11 protein-coding genes and 1 pseudogene are annotated in these 15,176 nt (G+C 72.4%); 2 read left to right on the forward strand and 10 right to left on the reverse strand.

Annotation, left to right across the window (positions count from 1 at the left end; all coding sequences use genetic code 11):
• Positions 1 to 19 precede the first annotated feature (19 nt).
• The 6 genes from WA640_RS22300 to WA640_RS22325 all read right to left on the reverse strand — a co-directional run bounded on the left by WA640_RS22300 (position 20) and on the right by WA640_RS22325 (position 8,069).
• Positions 20 to 2,131 carry a beta-galactosidase gene (locus tag WA640_RS22300; protein WP_335990647.1) on the reverse strand — a complete coding sequence of 704 codons (2,112 nt, stop codon included), beginning with the start codon at positions 2,129 to 2,131 and terminating at the stop codon, positions 20 to 22.
• Positions 2,132 to 2,167: 36 nt separating this feature from the next.
• Positions 2,168 to 4,201 carry a glycoside hydrolase family 36 protein gene (locus WA640_RS22305; RefSeq protein WP_335990649.1) on the reverse strand — a complete coding sequence of 678 codons (2,034 nt, stop codon included), beginning with the start codon at positions 4,199 to 4,201 and terminating at the stop codon, positions 2,168 to 2,170.
• Between the two features lie 191 nt (positions 4,202 to 4,392).
• Positions 4,393 to 5,139 (reverse strand): hypothetical protein, encoded by a 747-nt coding sequence (locus tag WA640_RS22310; RefSeq protein ID WP_335990650.1) that lies wholly within the window; start codon positions 5,137 to 5,139, stop codon positions 4,393 to 4,395.
• 164 nt (positions 5,140 to 5,303) lie between these two features.
• Positions 5,304 to 6,554, reverse strand: a complete 1,251-nt coding sequence (locus tag WA640_RS22315) for an MFS transporter (RefSeq protein ID WP_335990651.1) — start codon at positions 6,552 to 6,554, stop codon at positions 5,304 to 5,306.
• Between the two features lie 84 nt (positions 6,555 to 6,638).
• Positions 6,639 to 6,998, reverse strand: coding sequence for an ArsR/SmtB family transcription factor (locus WA640_RS22320; RefSeq protein WP_106366295.1), 360 nt, complete (start codon positions 6,996 to 6,998; stop codon positions 6,639 to 6,641).
• Between the two features lie 99 nt (positions 6,999 to 7,097).
• On the reverse strand, positions 7,098 to 8,069 hold the full coding sequence (locus WA640_RS22325) for a GlxA family transcriptional regulator (protein ID WP_335990653.1): 972 nt from the start codon (positions 8,067 to 8,069) through the stop codon (positions 7,098 to 7,100).
• 98 nt (positions 8,070 to 8,167) lie between these two features.
• On the opposite strand from WA640_RS22325, the gene WA640_RS22330 reads away from it, so the two are divergent.
• Complete coding sequence (locus WA640_RS22330) at positions 8,168 to 8,752, forward strand: DJ-1/PfpI family protein (RefSeq protein WP_335990654.1); 585 nt, start codon at positions 8,168 to 8,170, stop codon at positions 8,750 to 8,752.
• Between the two features lies 1 nt (position 8,753).
• Here the strand turns inward: WA640_RS22330 and WA640_RS22335 are convergent, their stop codons facing one another.
• Together WA640_RS22335 and WA640_RS28910 are read right to left on the reverse strand one after the other, a co-directional pair.
• Positions 8,754 to 9,668, reverse strand: coding sequence for an EamA family transporter (locus tag WA640_RS22335; RefSeq protein ID WP_335990655.1), 915 nt, complete (start codon positions 9,666 to 9,668; stop codon positions 8,754 to 8,756).
• Between the two features lie 849 nt (positions 9,669 to 10,517).
• Positions 10,518 to 11,153, reverse strand: a pseudogene (locus WA640_RS28910) (alpha-ketoglutarate-dependent dioxygenase AlkB family protein); the annotation flags it as partial.
• Positions 11,154 to 11,284: 131 nt separating this feature from the next.
• Here WA640_RS28910 and WA640_RS22345 point away from each other — a divergent pair.
• Positions 11,285 to 11,833, forward strand: coding sequence for a hypothetical protein (locus WA640_RS22345; RefSeq protein ID WP_335990658.1), 549 nt, complete (start codon positions 11,285 to 11,287; stop codon positions 11,831 to 11,833).
• Here the strand turns inward: WA640_RS22345 and WA640_RS22350 are convergent.
• Both WA640_RS22350 and WA640_RS22355 read right to left on the reverse strand, forming a co-directional pair.
• Complete coding sequence (locus WA640_RS22350; protein WP_335990660.1) at positions 11,805 to 12,605, reverse strand: nucleotidyltransferase domain-containing protein; 801 nt, start codon at positions 12,603 to 12,605, stop codon at positions 11,805 to 11,807. The two genes, WA640_RS22345 and WA640_RS22350, sit on opposite strands and share 29 nt — an antisense overlap.
• An 11-nt stretch (positions 12,606 to 12,616) precedes the next feature.
• Positions 12,617 to 15,169: a polynucleotide kinase-phosphatase gene (locus WA640_RS22355; RefSeq protein ID WP_335990662.1), complete on the reverse strand. Its 2,553-nt coding sequence runs from the start codon at positions 15,167 to 15,169 to the stop codon at positions 12,617 to 12,619.
• Positions 15,170 to 15,176 lie beyond the last annotated feature (7 nt).

Here is a 15,176-nt window from a genome sequence, read left to right on the forward strand (position 1 = left end):
CTATACGGGCTTCAGGTCTTCAGCGCATTTCGCGGAGGACCTTCACGTCCCACGGGCCCAAGGGAAGCGACGCGCCGGCGGCGTATTCGACCTCCCCGAGGAGGTCGACCGCCGCGGCCGGGAGGGCCACTTCGGTCTCGTTCCAGGACCAGTTGTGCACGAAGCGGATCGTCTCGCCCGCGGCCGTCACGCCGCTGGTCGCCCTCACGCTCGGGTGGTCCGGCCGCCATGCCCCGGCGGGGGCGAGCCACGCGAACAGCGCCGCGCCGAGCGCGGCGTCGGGCACCGTGCCGACGCAGGTCACCCGCCCCTGCCCGTGCGCCTTCGTCGTCACGGCCGGGAACCGGCCGTAATGCGGGTGCTCGTACTCCGCGAGCGCTTCGGCCCCTTCGAGGATCAGGCCGTCGGCCCACTGCACCCCGGCCGCCGCGTCGAGGCGCAGCGGCGAGCCGTCCGCGGCCCGCACCGGGACCGGCGCGGGCAGGTTCGCGAACTCGTCGTACCAGACCCCGGCCGCCTCGTGGAGCCGCGCGGGTTTCACTTCCAGACGGGCCCGCGCCTCCTCGTCGGCGTACCCGGTGCGCGGGCCGAGCACCAGGTGCCCGCCCGCCGCCGCGTACCGCCCGAGCCAGTCGAGCAGGCCGTCATCGGCCGCGTAGATCCCTGCGGCCACCAGGACCGGGAACTGCGCGACCGCCGCTTCGGGCGTGCCGAGCTGCTCGGTGTGGACCACCCGCGTCTGAAGACCGGCGTCGAACGCCCCCTTGTAGAACGCGCCCGCGATCGTGTGGAACGAGTCGCGGTCGGCGCCGCCGCCCGGCTTCGCCAGCGCGGGCTGCGCCGCGAGCGCCCACTCGCTCTCCTTGGAGTGCAGGACCGCGACGTCGACGTCCGGCACCAGCCCGTCCAGGTCCGCGCCCGCCTTCCGCAGCTCCGCGCCCAGGCGCGCGAGCTCGCGGTAGGTCCGGCCGGGCCGCTGGCTGTGGGGAAGGATGCCGCCCCAGTAGGTCTCGGTGCCGAAGTGGAGGGTGTGCCAGTGCCAGTACTCGATCATCCTGGCCCCGCGCGACACCAGCGCCCATCCGGCCTGGCGCCACTGCCCGTCGTACGCGGGCATGTTGTGGAAGGACTCGCCGATCGCCTGCGCGTTCGTCTCCGTCACGAGGAACGGCTCCTGCCGCGCCCCGTACATCGCGTCCGCGGACCGGTACAGCGCCCAGACCCCCTCCTGCGACCAGTGCCGGTCGTCGGCCGGCGCCTGCGGCAGCGCGAGCGAGTCCTGCATCCGGTAGTACGGGTTCCCGGCGGTGACCGACATCCGCTCGGCCACGGCCCGCTCGTCGATCCCGGGCCTGCCGTAGGAGATGCAGGTGGTGACGAACTGGTCCTCGTGCGCGTATTCGCGCGCGATGTCGGCCTGCCAGCCGATGAACTCGGTGGTCTGCTCGGCTTGGAACCGCCGCCACGCCTGCTCGTACTGCGGCTGCGCATTGCCGTCCGGCCGCCACAGGTCCGCCCACGTGGACAGCTTGTGGGACCAGTAGACCAGGCCCCATTCGCGGTTGAGGGTCTCCACGTCGCCATACTTGTGCCGCAGGTAGTCGGTGAACCGCTGGAACACGCCCTCGTTCGAGAAGAGGTGCAGACCGGGCTCGTTGTCGACCTGGAAGCCGATCACGGCTGGGTGGTCGGCGTAGCGGGCCAGGATCTTGCGGATCACGCGCTCGGCGTGGAACCGGAAGCCCGGGTGCGTGTAGTCGACTTCTTGCCGTCCGCCCCAAGGGATGCGCTCCCCGGTGCGGCGGTCCCCGGCGATCTCGGGGTACTGGCGCGCCAGCCACGGCGGCACCGCGTATGTCGGCGTGCCCAGGACGACGCCGATGCCGTGCTCCAGCGCGCCGTCGAGAACGGGCTGGAGCCAGTCGAGGTCGAAGCGCCCGTTCTCGGGTTCCCAAGTGCTCCACACGGACTCGCCGACGCGGATCACCGAGAACCCGGCCTCGGCCATGAGGTCGAGGTCCTCCTCCAGGCGCTGTTTCGCGCTCTCGGTCTCGAATCCGCCGAGGACGTCGGGCTGGTACTCGTAGTAGTAGGCGGCGCCGAACAGGATCGGCTGGGGCCAGTCGGACATCAGGTTTCCTTAGTCGTCAAGTGATCTGGGTGTTGTTCAGTGAGGGGCGACTTCGAAGATCCGGGCGCTCGGGCCCGGCGGGACGTCGAGCACGGGCACGCCGTCCCGGTCCGTCCACTCCCACTCCGGGAGCGACGCGGGGTAGACCTGCCGCACCACGCGCCCCCGCAGCTCGGGCAGTGCGATCTCGGCGGCGGCGCCGCGCGACCAGACCGCCAGCAGCGACCCGGCATCGGCCTCAAGGAGCAGCGCGATCACCTCGTCGTCCCACCCGGGGAGCCCCAGCGGCCACGCCGGGCGCGAGACCGCGAGCCGTGAGCGCCGGTCCCGGTGCAGCGCAATCGCTTCGCGGACCAGCGCGGACTGCTCGTCGCCGAGCTCGTGCAGGAACCCCGAGAGGTACATGCGGCCCATGACGCCCGCGGTCATCGCGAACGCGGTCGCCTCCGGCGTCATGCCCGCGTCGGGATACGCCCAGTTCCCGGCCTGCTCGGGCAGGACGCTCGCGGGCGCCGCCGCGGCGATCGTCGCGTACCGCCGGTAGTCCTGCTGGTCGCTCGTGGACTGGAGATGGACGGCCGACAGCAGGTGGTAGTCCATGCGCATGCCGCCCGACGAGCAACTCTCGATCAGCAGCCGCGGATGCCGCTCCTGCACCGCGAGGATCCAGTCCCGCAGCGCCCGCGTGTGCCCCAGCAGCCCCGCGCCCGGCGCGGCCGCGCCGACGTCAGTCCCGGCGCCGATGTTGACGTTGTAGTCCAGCTTGAAGAACCCGATCCCGAACTCGTCGACGAGCCGGTCCACGGTCTCGTCCAGCAGCGCGCGTGCCGCGGGATGCCGCAGGTCCAGCTGGAAGTGGTTCCCCTCGACGACGCGCTCGCCGTACCGGCAGAACAGCGCCTCGTCCGGCAGCGTCGCCGCGACCGGCGAGTCGACGCCCACGCCCTCCGGCTCCAGCCACAGGCCCGGCCGCATCCCCGCGCGGCGGATCGCGTCGGTCACCGCCAGCAGCCCGCCCGTGAACCGGCCGGCGCCTTCGCGCCACTCGCCCGCACCGGACCACCAGCCCTCCCCGGGCGCCGAGAACCAGCCCGCGTCGATGCAGAAGTACTCCGCGCCCGCGGCCGCCGCGGCCTCGATGAGCGGCAGCAGCTTCTCCATGGACGGATCGCCCATGAGCGTGTTCATGTAGTCGTTGTAGACGACCGGCAGCCGCGTGTCCGCCGTGCGCGGCACCCGGATCGCCCTCCGGTACCCGGTCAGCGCCGCGAACGCCGCGTCCCGGCCGCCGTCGGCGACGGCCACCCCCGCGGGCACGCTCGTGAACTCGCCGCCCGGCGCCAGCCGCTCGGCGAACTGGTGCTCCAGGTCGGTCGGCCCGAGGACCCCCACGGTCACCGAGTCCGCCCCGCGCGACAGCTCCCAGTGCCACCCCGCGCTCGTCTCCACTTGCCACGCGACCGAAGTCCCGTGCTCCGAGGCGAGCACGCCCGTCGGGAGCACCTCGCCGCTCGACCACGACCCGTGGCTGGTAACCGCGAAATGCCCGCGGCCGGCGTACCCGAACTGCGCGAACGCCAGGTCCGGCAGCAGCTCGGCGACCGGCCGCTGCTCCCAGCGCCCTTCCCCGAGCCACTCGCTGCGGCCCCACAGCACGTCGTAGCCGGTCCCGGGGACCGTGAAGACCGCGGAAGTCAGCATGGTGAGCACGAGGTCGCGGTCGCCGGTGTTGCGCACGGTCTGCGTGATCTGGAGCCCCGGCCCGGCGGCGCGGAAGGCGGTCGTGACCTCGATGCCGCGGCCCTCTTCGCGCTGGCGCACGCGCAGCACGTCCCCGTCGGACTCGTGGTCGACGTAGCGCAGCCGCACCCCGGTCGCCGACCGCACGTAGATCTGGGTATTGTGCTCGCGGTTGCGGCCTCCGGTGTGCAGCTCCACGATCGGGCAGGGCGCCACCGCGGACGCCGCCTCGGGGCCCGCGGCGAGCCGGACGAGGCGCACGGGCCCGTCGTCGTACGCGAGCCGCAGGTGCAGGCCGGGCCGGTCCCAGGCGAACTCGGTTCCGCTCATCGATGCATCAAAGGTCATATCTTTACGATCATCCCGTAGTGGCGACTGAAGCGTCAAGGGGAGAACGTCCAGAATTCCGCGCCGAATCTCGGAGATCGCGCGACTGGCGAGTCGAATAGATCGAATGAATCGGCGAACGGGTCGCGCCCCGCCGCGGACCGCGGGTCCGGGACGGGGCGCGACGGCGCGGATCAGATGTTCGATCCGCCGCCGGAGGTGTTGCTCCACCAGGCGCTGTAGCTGTTGAGCGAGTAGCGCTTCTGCACGTTGCTGGTCGAGGTGATCTCCAGGCCGAACTGCATCGTGTCGAACGTGGTGTTGCGCAGCCGGCCGTTGTCCGCCGCCCAGCGCCACACGGCCGAGGCGTCGACGGTGCCGGTGGTCGTCTTCTGGGCCGGGATGAGCTGGAGGACGTTCCAGCCCGGGTCGGCCTGCCAGACGGAGGCGTAGAGGACGCCGCCGATGGTCACGTTGGACGCGATCTGGGTGCCCCAGCCGCCCGCGGAGTTCCCCGACCAGTCGGTGAAGACCATGATCTCGTCCTGGTTGTTCGTCGACCAGAGGTCGCTCGTCCAGTTCCAGTGGTCGCTGCCGCCGACCGGCGCCGAGGAGGTGTTGTACCAGAAGCCCGCCGAGTTCAGCTGCGACAGCGGGGTCTGGAGCCTGGTCGAGGTGTTCGGGTACGACTTGATCCCGCCGCCGGTGTGCGTCGCGTCGACGTACCAGGACTTGATGCTGTTCACCGTGAGGCACTGCGACCCGGCGTTCTCGCCCCAGATGTTGTTGTAGTTCGTCCAGGACCCCTGCGTGTAGCTGCCCCAGCGGTCGCACGTGGAGTACACCTGCGCCTGCGCCGGGGTCGCGAAGCCCAGGAGTCCGGCGATCACGAGGACGGCGAGCGCCGTCTGCGCGAAGGCCTTCTTGCCGACTGCTTTCATCTGACCATTCCTTCCTGCCTGCACGGCCGTGCGGCTCCCACCCCGTCGCGCGGATGCCGCCGCGCGTGGGAGTCCGGCCTAATACATGGACATTCTTATATATCCCGGAAGACATGTCAATGTTTGACTTCCTCACCAAACAAAAAGAGGTCTGATGATTGCGCCTACGCGGCAAGGACCTTCCGCTCGGTCTCGCGCGCCGCGGTGACCGCGGCGGAGTCGCGGGAGGGCCAGGCGAGGAGCGCGGCGACGGCCGCGGTGAGCGCCACCGCGGCGAGGACGGCTGCGGCCGTTCCCGTGTTCGCCTGCGCGGCAAGCCATCCGGCGAGCGGGTAGGTGAGGAGGAACCAGCCGTGGGACAGGGAGAACTGCGCGGCGAACGCGGCGGGCCGGTCGGTCGGCGTGGAGGAGGCGGTGACGATCCGCCCGGTCGGGGTGAGGATCGCGCCGGTCGCGATACCGAGGACCGTCCACAGTGCGAGAAGGCCCGCCCAGCCGAGGACGCCGCTGCCGAGTGCGGCGGTCAGGAGCGCCAGCCCCGCGGCGAGGGTGAATGCGGCCGGGACCATGACAGTCCGGTCCTTGGCCCGCTTGAGCAGCCGCGGGAGGGCGAGCGCGGCGGTCATCGAGCCGATGCCGAAGGCGCCCAACGCGATGGCGACGTCGCCGCTATCGCGGCCGAGCACGTCCTGCACCAGGACCACGGTGTCGACCACGACCATCGCCGTCGCGGCGGCCACGGCCAGGTGCGCCAGCAGCAGGCCGCGCAATCGCGGCGTGGCGGCGTAGAGACGGAACCCGCGGGTGGTGTTGGCCCACCGGCCTTCGCCGTGCGCGGCGGGCGCGAGCTTCGGCAGCGCGACCGAGACCACCAGGACTGCCGAGGCGAGGAACCCGATCGCGGTGCCCGTGAACAGCCAGTTGTAGGAGACGGCCGCCAGCAGGGCTGCGGCGAGCATTGGGCTGAAGAGGCTCTCCAGGTCGTAGGCGAGGCGGGAGAGCGACAGCGCCTTCGTGTAGTCCTCTTCCTTCGTGAGCACGTCGGGGATGGTGGCCTGGAACGTCGGCGTGAAGGCCGCCGACGCGGACTGGAGGACCAGGACGAGGACGTACACCTGCCACACCTCGGTAACGAACGGCAGCGCCAGCGCGCCCGCGGCCCGCGCCATGTCCATGGCGACCATGAGCTTCCGGCGCGAGACGCGCTCAGCGAGGGCGGTCGCGATCGGGCCGACGACGAGGTACGCGAGCATCTTGATCGCCAGCGCCGTGCCCAGCACCGCGCCCGCCTGCGCCCCGGCGAGGTCGTACGCGAGGAGGCTCAGCGCCACGGTCGCGAGGCCGGTGCCGGTGAGGGCGATGACCTGGGCGGCGAACAGGTGGCGGTAGGTGCGGGAGCGGAGTACGGAGAGCACGGCGGGTCCTCGGTCCGGGGATGCTGATGCTCCGACTGTACCATCATGTGCGCACTTGCGCACACGTCGCCTATATGTGCGAGCCTACTGGTGCCAGGGCTCCCCGGTGACCTGGTGGTCCGCGCGGCTCAGGGCCTCGACGACGAGCCTGCGCAGGTGCCCGTCGGTGAGCGAGTAGACCGCCCGCCGCCCCTCGCGCCGCGGCTGCACCAGCCCGGCGAGCCGCAGCTTCGCCAGGTGCTGGCTCACGGCGGGCCGCGCCGCGCCGGTGGCCTCGGTCAGTGCGGACACGTCGGCCTCGTCCTGGGCGAGGACCCACAGCAGGTGCAGGCGGGTCGAGTCGGCCAGGAGCGCGAACACCGATGCGGCATTGGCGAACTGCTCGCCGCTGGGGGAGGCGTGGTGCAAGGGCTTTGCAGGAGCAGGTGTCTCGCGTTCGGGCATGCCGCCATCCTACGTCCGCCCCGTCCCCCCGGGCCCCTTCCGCGACCCGGGCACGCGTCGCAACGGCAGTGTCCGGCGCGGGGCGCCCGGCGGCGGCCCTCAGTCGCCGACGGGGTCGACCGCGTACTGGTGGCGGTACTCGGTCGGAGTGATCGCGACCTGGCGCTGGAAATGGTGGCGCAAGGCCGCGGCGGTCCCGAAGCCCGAGCGGTCGGCGACCTGCTCGACCGAGAGGCGGGTGCGTTCCAGGAGCGCTTGGGCGCGTTGGACCCGCTGGTGTAGCAGCCACCGCATGGGGGAGGTCCCGGCTTGGTCGCGGAAGCGGCGGCTGAGCGTGCGGACGCTGAGACTCGCATGCGCGGCGATCGCGGTGAGCGTGAGCGGTTCGTGAAGGTGCGCGGTCATCCAGCGCATGACGTCGGCGAGCGACCCGTCCTCGGTGACCGCGTCGTCGGTCGGGATGAACTGGGCCTGGCCGCCGCCGCGGTGCGGCGACATGACGAGCCGCCGCGCCGCGGCCGCCGCGACCGCGGACCCGTGGTCGCTGCGGATCATGTGCAGGCACAGGTCGACTCCCGCGGCGACGCCTGCGCCGGTGAGCACGTCGCCGCCGTCAACGTAGAGCGCGGCGGTGTCGAACCGCACGCGCGGGAATCTGGCCGCCAGATCGGCGGCGTGGCGCCAGTGCGTGGCCGCCGTGCGGCCGTCGAGGAGCCCGGTCTCGGCGAGGAGCGCTGCGCCCGTGCAGATCGAGGCGATGCGCCGGCCCTGCGCGTGCGCCCGGCGCAGGGCCTCGGCCGCCCGAGGAGGAAGCGGCGCGGGCGTGTCGTGGGCGGGGACCACGATCGTGTCGGCCTGGTCCAAGGCCCCGAGCCCGAACGGCGCCGACATGGACCCGAAGGGCGTCCCGGCGGCGCTGAGGCGGACGGCCCGATCGGGTCCGCAGACCCTGACCTCGTACAGCGCGGCATCGCGGCCGTCGAGCGACCGGGCCGACCCGAACACCTGGCCCGGCATCGCCAGCTCGAAGGCGACGACCGAGTCCAGTGCGAGGACCGCGATCACATGCATGGCGCGAATTCTATGGAACCTGTCCATCGCACCGCTCGTGCGCGGGCGCCGACCGGGCCACGATGAACGGATCACTCCCGTTGAGAAAGGCGCGGCGCATGCGCGTGGAAATCCTGATGTACCCCGGCGTCTCGGAAGTCGACGCCGTCATGGCCCTGCATGTCTTCCAGATCGCCTCGCGCGAGGGCGCCGGCGTCGAAGCGGCGCTGGTGACCTCTGTGGACGGCGAGGTGATCGACGGCGCGGACGGCATCCGCTTCACCGGCCTGCCGACGTGGCGTCCCGCCTCGGCCGACGTGCTGCTGGTGTGCGGCGGCTGGATCCACGACGTGATCGCCGACGGGACCGTCCCGGAGCAGATCGCAGCGGCCCGCCGTCTCGCCGGGCCCGGCCTGATCCTCGGCGGGGTCTGCGCCGGGTCCGTGGTCCTCGGCGCCGCCGGGCTGCTGACCGGGCGCCGGGCCACGACGCACCACCCGGCGTTCGCCGAACTGGCCGCGTACACCGAGGTGATCGACGCCCGGATCGTCGACGACGGCGATGTGATCACCGCGGGCGGCGGCCCGAAGTCCGCGTTCGACCTGGCGCTGTACCTGATCGAGCGCGAACTCCGCGATCCTCGCCTCTCCGCGCGGATCGAGCAGTTCATGGAGCACGACCGGCGGGGGACCGTCTGGCGCTGAGCTAGGCGCGCGCTGCCGCGGGCTCGGTGACCGGCGGGAGGAGGGTCGGCTTGCGGCGGCGGATGCTTCCCAGAAGGACGCCGCCGACGACCAGGACGCCGCCGAGCGCTTCGGGGAGCGTGACGGTCTCGCCGAGGATGAGCCAGGCCGCGGTCATGCCGGTGACCGGCACGAGCATCGAGAACGGGGCGACCACGCCCGCCGGGTGGCGGGACATGAGCCAGGTCCACAGGCCGGAGCCGACGACCGTGCCGACGAGCACGGTGTAGAGCAGCCCGAGCACGGCCGCGAGCGCGCCCGGGTCGCTGTAGTCGGTGAGCGAGAACGCGATCCGCGAGGGACCCTCGACGACCAGCGCGAGCGCGAGCATCGGCAGCGGCGGGACCACGGACATCCACAGCGTCAGGTGCAGCGGGTTCGCGGCCCGCGCCTGCCGGTTCGCGACGTTGCCGATCGCCCAGCCGAGCGCGCCCGCGAGCGTCAGGAGGAACGGGATCACGCTCGCGTGCTCGGCCCGCTGCCAGCCGACCACCGCGAGGCCCCCGACCGCGACGAGGATGCCGAGCAGCTGCGGCCCGGAGACGCGCTCGCGCAGGAACGTCGCGCCCAGCAGCATCGTGAACGGCCCCGACGCCTGGAGCACCAGCGACGCCAGACCCGTGGGCATCCCCGCGGCCAGGCCCCAGTACAGGAACAGGAACTGGAGCACGCCGAAGCCGAACCCGTACCCGATCAGCCAGCGCAGCGGTACGTCAGGCCGCTTGACCAGCAGGACCGTGGGGATCGCGATGAGCGCGAACCGGAGTGCGACGAGGAACATCGGCGGGAAGTGCTGGAGCGAGGCGTCGATGGCGATGAAGTTGAGACCCCACATCACGGCGACGGCCATGGCGAGCAGAACATGGCGGACGGGCATCGGTCCATGATGACCGCGCCGACCGCGCGTGACAAACGGAAATGGACGTGACCTTCACTGTGGCCTGCTCGCGTCGGCGGTCCGGCGCAGGCCCAGGAGACGGTCCCTCGCGTGGTCCAGCGCGTCGGCCTCGCTCTCGGGCCCGCCGTACGTGCAGATCGCGGCGTCCTCGATGCCCCGGTAGACCGCGACGAGGCCCCACCGCTCGGTCCACGCCTCGTCGCTCGCCTCGCCCGCCGCGTCGACGGTCCGCGTCCACGTGTACTCGCCCTCGGCGGCGAGGACCGCGAGCCCGTCGGCGCTGTAATGGCCGAACCCGGGCTCGGCGGCGAGCCGGTATTCCGACAGCGCGGGGAGCGACGCGCGCCTGGCGACCGCGGCCGCGTCGAAGACGTCCCGGCTGTCCAGGAAGTCGTCGAACACGACGCCTTCGCTCGCGGCCGCGAAGCACTGCACTTGCGCGCCACCGGAAGCGAAGCCCAACTCGACGTCGGCGCGCCGCTCCCAGCCGTCGCGTTCGAGATCCGGGACCCAGACGTCGCGGGCGCCGGGGACCGCGACGAAGCCGTCCTCGGCCGTGAACGGCGCGGCGCCTGCGGTCAGGTCGACCGCGTCAGGGAACTGCACCCGCGTCGGGTCGATCGGCTCGCGCGGCCCGTCGGTCCCCTCGCAGCAGGACCCGCCCCCGCAGTCCGGCGCGTCCACCGCGCAGAACGGGGGATCGAGCTGCGGCCGGAAGTACATCGCGGCCCCGGCGGCCACCAGCACCAGGGCCAGCGACGCGACGAACCAGGGCCGCAACAGGATCGGACGCTTCTTCGGCGGGGTCATGGGACCCGAGGCTAACCCGAGCCCGCTCGCGCGCAGCGTCAGGTTGAGCCGCCCGGTCAGACCGAGCCCGGCGGGGGCGGTGCCAGGGAGGATGCGCGGGACGCCGTGGAACGCCAGGCGGGAGGGCCCGCCGAAGATGAACAGATCGCCTCTGCGCAGCTCCAGGTCGGTGTACGGCCGCGAGCGCGTCTCGGTGTTGCCGAACCGGAAGACGCACGTGTCGCCCAGGCTCACCGAGACCACCGGCGCGTCCGAGCGCTCCTCCCGGTCCTGGTGCATGCCCATGTGCGCGTCGGCGTCGTAGAAGTTCACCAGCGCCATGTCGTACACCGCGGGCGGCGCCTCGCCGTACGCGGCGGCCAGCGCCCGGCGGGCGAGGTCGCCGAGTTCGGGCGGGAACGGCTTGACGGGGACGCCATCGTCGGTGGTCTTCGAGTACGCGTACGGCCGCCAGTGCCAGCCGAGGCACACCTGCTTCGCGGTCATCGTGCCGCCGCCCGGCGTGCGGACCGTGCGCATGCCCGCCGGGTTCCGGGCCCACTCGCGGCAGGCGGCGACGAGGTCTCGCTGGCCGTCGGCGTCGAGCCAGTCGGGCACGAGGACGGCGCCGGGCGCCACCTCGGTCCGGCTCCTTGGGAACAGCTCGTCGCTCACGGCCGTCAAGTCTAGGGGATTGACGGCGCCGGATATGGTGGATCGTGCGCCGATTCGTGTTGATCGCAGGGGTTCTCGGGCTGCTGGCCGCCGCGGGATGCCAAGGCCCGCCCGCCCCTTGGGAATCGGAGATGCCCGGGGCGAGCGCCGCCGAGTACGCGGAGGCGCTGCCGTACGAGTTCCACCCGACCGCCGACGTGTGCCCGACCGAAGCGCAGGTCCTTGAGGCGTTCCCGGCGATGCCGGGCTTCGAGCGGACCGAGGCCGAGGTGTACACCGACGCCCTCGACACCGCGGTCGCGGTCTACGACAACGGGGACTCCGACGCGGACTCGCTGCGCGAGGTCGCGAGCGCGGTCGAGTGCTTCTTCTGGATCGACGACGCCGACTTCGTGAACGTCACCTTCAGCGTCTACCTGTTCGAGGAGAGCGCCGTCGACGCGTACGCCGACCGGGCGCAAGGGGAGGAGCACCCGTCGCCGGAGTGGGACCAGGCGTCGTACGCGCTCGCCGACGCGGATTCGGAGGCGTTCAGCGACTACTGGTTCACCGCGAGGAGCGGGCACGTCGTGGTCACCGGCGGGGGCGCGATCGACAACGCGGGCATGACGAAGGAGGAGACCGCCGATGCGCTGCTCGCGCTCGCGGTCGTCAACGCCGATCCCCTCTGGGAGCGGTAGCGGCCCAGTGCCGCAGATGCGCCTCGACCGACCACGCCGAGATGCGGTCCGTGTCCGGCTCGGCGGGGAGCGGCGTCGTTCCGGCGTCGAGGAGCGCTTCGATGCGGTCGCGGACCGCGGCGATCTCCGCGAGCACGGCGTCGAGGTCGAGGACGGCCCCGGACTTGACGGCGAGCACGCGTTCGCGCTGCTCAGTGGGCATCGGCAAGGTCAGGCGGGCGTGCTCGGTCATCTCCAGGCCCTGGAGGCCGAGCCGGAGGGCGTGGGACGCGAACTTCGTGTCGTAGCCGTGGGCCGCGACGAGTTCGGGCCGCTTCGGCATGTCCTTCTGGCGGCCGCGGCCCAGGAGCATCGCGACCTGGCCGTCGAGGTAGCCGACGGTCCGGCGCGCCGCCTGCTGGGAGAGGAACGCCGGGCCGAGGGCGCGCAGCTCGTCGCCGAGGGGCGTTGATCGGAACACGGACTTCTTGGGCGCGTAGAGGACCAGCAGCAGGTTCGGGTTGCCCGCGACGGCGAGGCGCAGGAACTTCCGCAGCGAGTACAGGGTGCATTCGCGGTCCCCGGCCTGGGACCGGTGGCCCTCGGGGCGGTCGCGCCATGTGTAGTGGTCGAGGGGCCCGGCAAGGCCCATGACGTGCTCGGCGGGCTCGATGAAGACGCCGTTCTCGTCATGGTCGCTGACCCCGGCGATGGCGAGCCCGTGGACGCCCGAGCCCGCCTCGGTCCGCAGGATCTCGTTGGCGCGAGCAGCAGCGTCGAGACCGGCGGTCATGTCGTCTCCGTTCACAGCCGCGGGTCCACCGGCTCGGATTCCAGGGCCAGCACCGCGAACACGTACTGGTGGATCTGCCACAGTGGAGCGTTCCGGGCAGTCAGGTCGAGCGCCTCGACGCCGAGGGCGTACTCGCGCAGCGCCTGGGACCGCTTGTGCTGCAAGCGGCGCTGGCGCAGCGCGGCGAGCCGCTCGGGGTCGGTGTAGTCGGCGCCGTAGATGATCCGCAGGTACTCCCGGCCGCGGACCTTCAGGCCCGGTTGCAGTTTCGGGCGGTCCTCCAGGACCGGCTTGACGACCATGCCCTCACCGCCGTCGGCGCACAGGTCGATCCACCACCGGGTCGCCTCGTCCTCGTCGGCGGTGCCGAGCGCGACGAACCGCCGCCGCGTCTCCAGCAGCAGCCCCGAGCCGTCGGCGGCGGTGAGCGCGTCGATCCACTCCAGGTGCCGGTCGTGCCGGTGATCGGCGCGGTTGCGGCCCTCCGTGGCGAGGATCTGGAACGGCGCGAGCCGCACGCCGTCGAGACCCTCAGTGGGCCAGCAGTACCGCTGGTACACCTCCGCGAACGCCTCCATATTGGAACGCCGCGAATCGGTCCGCGCGGCGAGGTCGGCCACGTCCAGGCCCCGCGCCGCCGCGGCCTCCAGCACCGCCGCAGCGGCCGGGAGCGCGGCGAGGCCCGCGGCCGCGACGCCCGCGAACTGGTCCTCGATGAGGTCCCGGGCCTTCGCCGACCAGGGGAGCAGCTCGCAGTCGAGGAGCATCCAGTCGGTGTCGAGCCGCTCCCACAGACCCGCAGCGGCAGCGGCGGCCGCGACGCGGTCGAGCACGCCGGTCGTGAGCGCCTCGTCCTCGAAGAACGCCCGGCCGGTCCGCGTCAGGAGCGCGCCCCACGGCGCCGCGTCGAGGCCGAAGCGCCGCTTCGCGGTCTCAGGGTCGCGGCACACGAGCGCGACGGCCCGCGACCCCATGTGCTTCTCCTGGCACACCACCCGCTCGGCGCGCCCGCGGTACTGCGCGAACGCCTGCGCCGGGTGCTCCAGGTAGCCGTCCGTGTCGGAGGCGTCGACGGGCGCCATGGTCGGCGGCAGGTACAGCAGGCGCCGCGGGTCGTCCGCGAAGCGGCTCATGACCTCCAGTGCCGCCGCCGCGTTCTCGGCCCGCACCTTCACCGTGCCCACCAGCCCGGTCTCCAGGTGCCGGTCGCCGGCCACGTCGGTGATGTCGAGCGTCGCCGCGTCCCGTTCGGCCGCAACGGGAGCGAGGGGCCGGACCGGCTCGTACCACTCGCGCTCGGCGTCGACGGCGACCAGTTCGCGCTCGGGGTAGCGCAGCGCGGTGAGCTTCCCGCCGAAGCAGCAGCCGGTGTCGAGGCAGATCGTGTTGTTGATCCACTGGGGATCGACGGTGGGGGTGTGGCCGTAGACGACCGCGGCCGCGCCGCGGTACTCCTCGGCCCACGGCAGGCGCACCGGCAGCCCGTACTCGTCGGTCTCCCCGGTGGTGTCGCCGTACAGCGCGAACGAGCGCACCGCGCCCGAGGCGCGGCCGTGGAACTCCTCTTTCAGGCCCGCGTGGGCGACGACGAGGGCCCCGCCGTCGAGCAGCAGGTGCGCCCGCAGCCCGTCCATGAAGGCCCGCGCCTCCTCGCGGAACGCCTCGTCCTCGGCGCCGAGCTGTTCGAGGGACTCGGCCAGGCCGTGCGTCGCCTTCACCTTGCGGCCGTTCAGGGCCCGCACGAGCTTGTGCTCGTGGTTGCCCTGCACGCACAGCGCCGTCCCGGCCTTCACCATGCCCATGACCAGGCGCAGCACGCCCGGCGTGTCCGGCCCGCGGTCGACCAGGTCGCCCACGAACACCGCCTTGCGGCCCTCCGGGTGCGCGGCGCCCACGGCACGGCCCTGCCCGTCGCGCTCGATCGTCCAGCCCAGGTCCCCAAGCAGCGCTTCGAGTTCGGCGCGGCAGCCGTGCACGTCGCCGATCAGGTCGAACGGGCCGGCCTCCTCCTTGCGGTCGTTCCAGGACTTCTCGGTGACGACCCGCGCGGCGGCGGCGGCCTCGGCCCCGGCGAGGTGGTGGACGCGCCGGAACCCCTCCTTCTTCAGGTGCTTGAGGCTGCGCTTGAGGTCGCGGTGGTGGCGGCGCACGACGGACTCGCCGAAGTCCCGGTCCGGCCGGGCGGCGTTGCGCTCCACGGCCACCGACGCCTCGACGTCGAGGACGATCGCGTCCACGAGGACGTGGTGCGACCGCGCCAGGTCGACCAGTTCGGTTCGGGCGCGCTCCTGCACGTTCGTGGCGTCCACGACGGTGAGCAGCCCGAGCCGCAGCCGCGTCCCCACGATGTGGTGGAGCAGCTTGAACGCCTCGGCCGTCGCGGCCTGGTCGGTCTCGTCGTCGGCGACGAGGCCCCGGCAGTAGTCCGACGAGATCACCTGCGTGGGTTTGAAATGCGTCGCGGCGAACGTCGACTTCCCGGACCCGGAGACGCCGATGAGGACGACAAGGGACAGTTCGGGGACGCTGATCGTCTGCGGCTCGGTCACGGTCGCGTCAGTCACGGTCGTA

It is taken from the genome of Glycomyces sp. MUSA5-2 (genome assembly GCF_037034145.1).
Lineage (GTDB): Bacteria > Actinomycetota > Actinomycetes > Mycobacteriales > Micromonosporaceae > Glycomyces > Glycomyces artemisiae.

Coding starts and splice junctions, on each gene's coding strand:
- WA640_RS22305 (WP_335990649.1), bottom strand. CDS start 4,201: ATGAGCGGAACCGAGTTCGCCTGGGACCGGCCCGGCCTGCACCTGCGG.
- WA640_RS22330 (WP_335990654.1), top strand. CDS start 8,168: ATGCGCGTGGAAATCCTGATGTACCCCGGCGTCTCGGAAGTCGACGCC.
- WA640_RS22345 (WP_335990658.1), top strand. CDS start 11,285: ATGCCCGGGGCGAGCGCCGCCGAGTACGCGGAGGCGCTGCCGTACGAG.
- WA640_RS22320 (WP_106366295.1), bottom strand. CDS start 6,998: ATGCCCGAACGCGAGACACCTGCTCCTGCAAAGCCCTTGCACCACGCC.
- WA640_RS22350 (WP_335990660.1), bottom strand. CDS start 12,605: ATGACCGCCGGTCTCGACGCTGCTGCTCGCGCCAACGAGATCCTGCGG.
- WA640_RS22325 (WP_335990653.1), bottom strand. CDS start 8,069: ATGCATGTGATCGCGGTCCTCGCACTGGACTCGGTCGTCGCCTTCGAG.
- WA640_RS22335 (WP_335990655.1), bottom strand. CDS start 9,668: ATGCCCGTCCGCCATGTTCTGCTCGCCATGGCCGTCGCCGTGATGTGG.
- WA640_RS22300 (WP_335990647.1), bottom strand. CDS start 2,131: ATGTCCGACTGGCCCCAGCCGATCCTGTTCGGCGCCGCCTACTACTAC.
- WA640_RS22310 (WP_335990650.1), bottom strand. CDS start 5,139: ATGAAAGCAGTCGGCAAGAAGGCCTTCGCGCAGACGGCGCTCGCCGTC.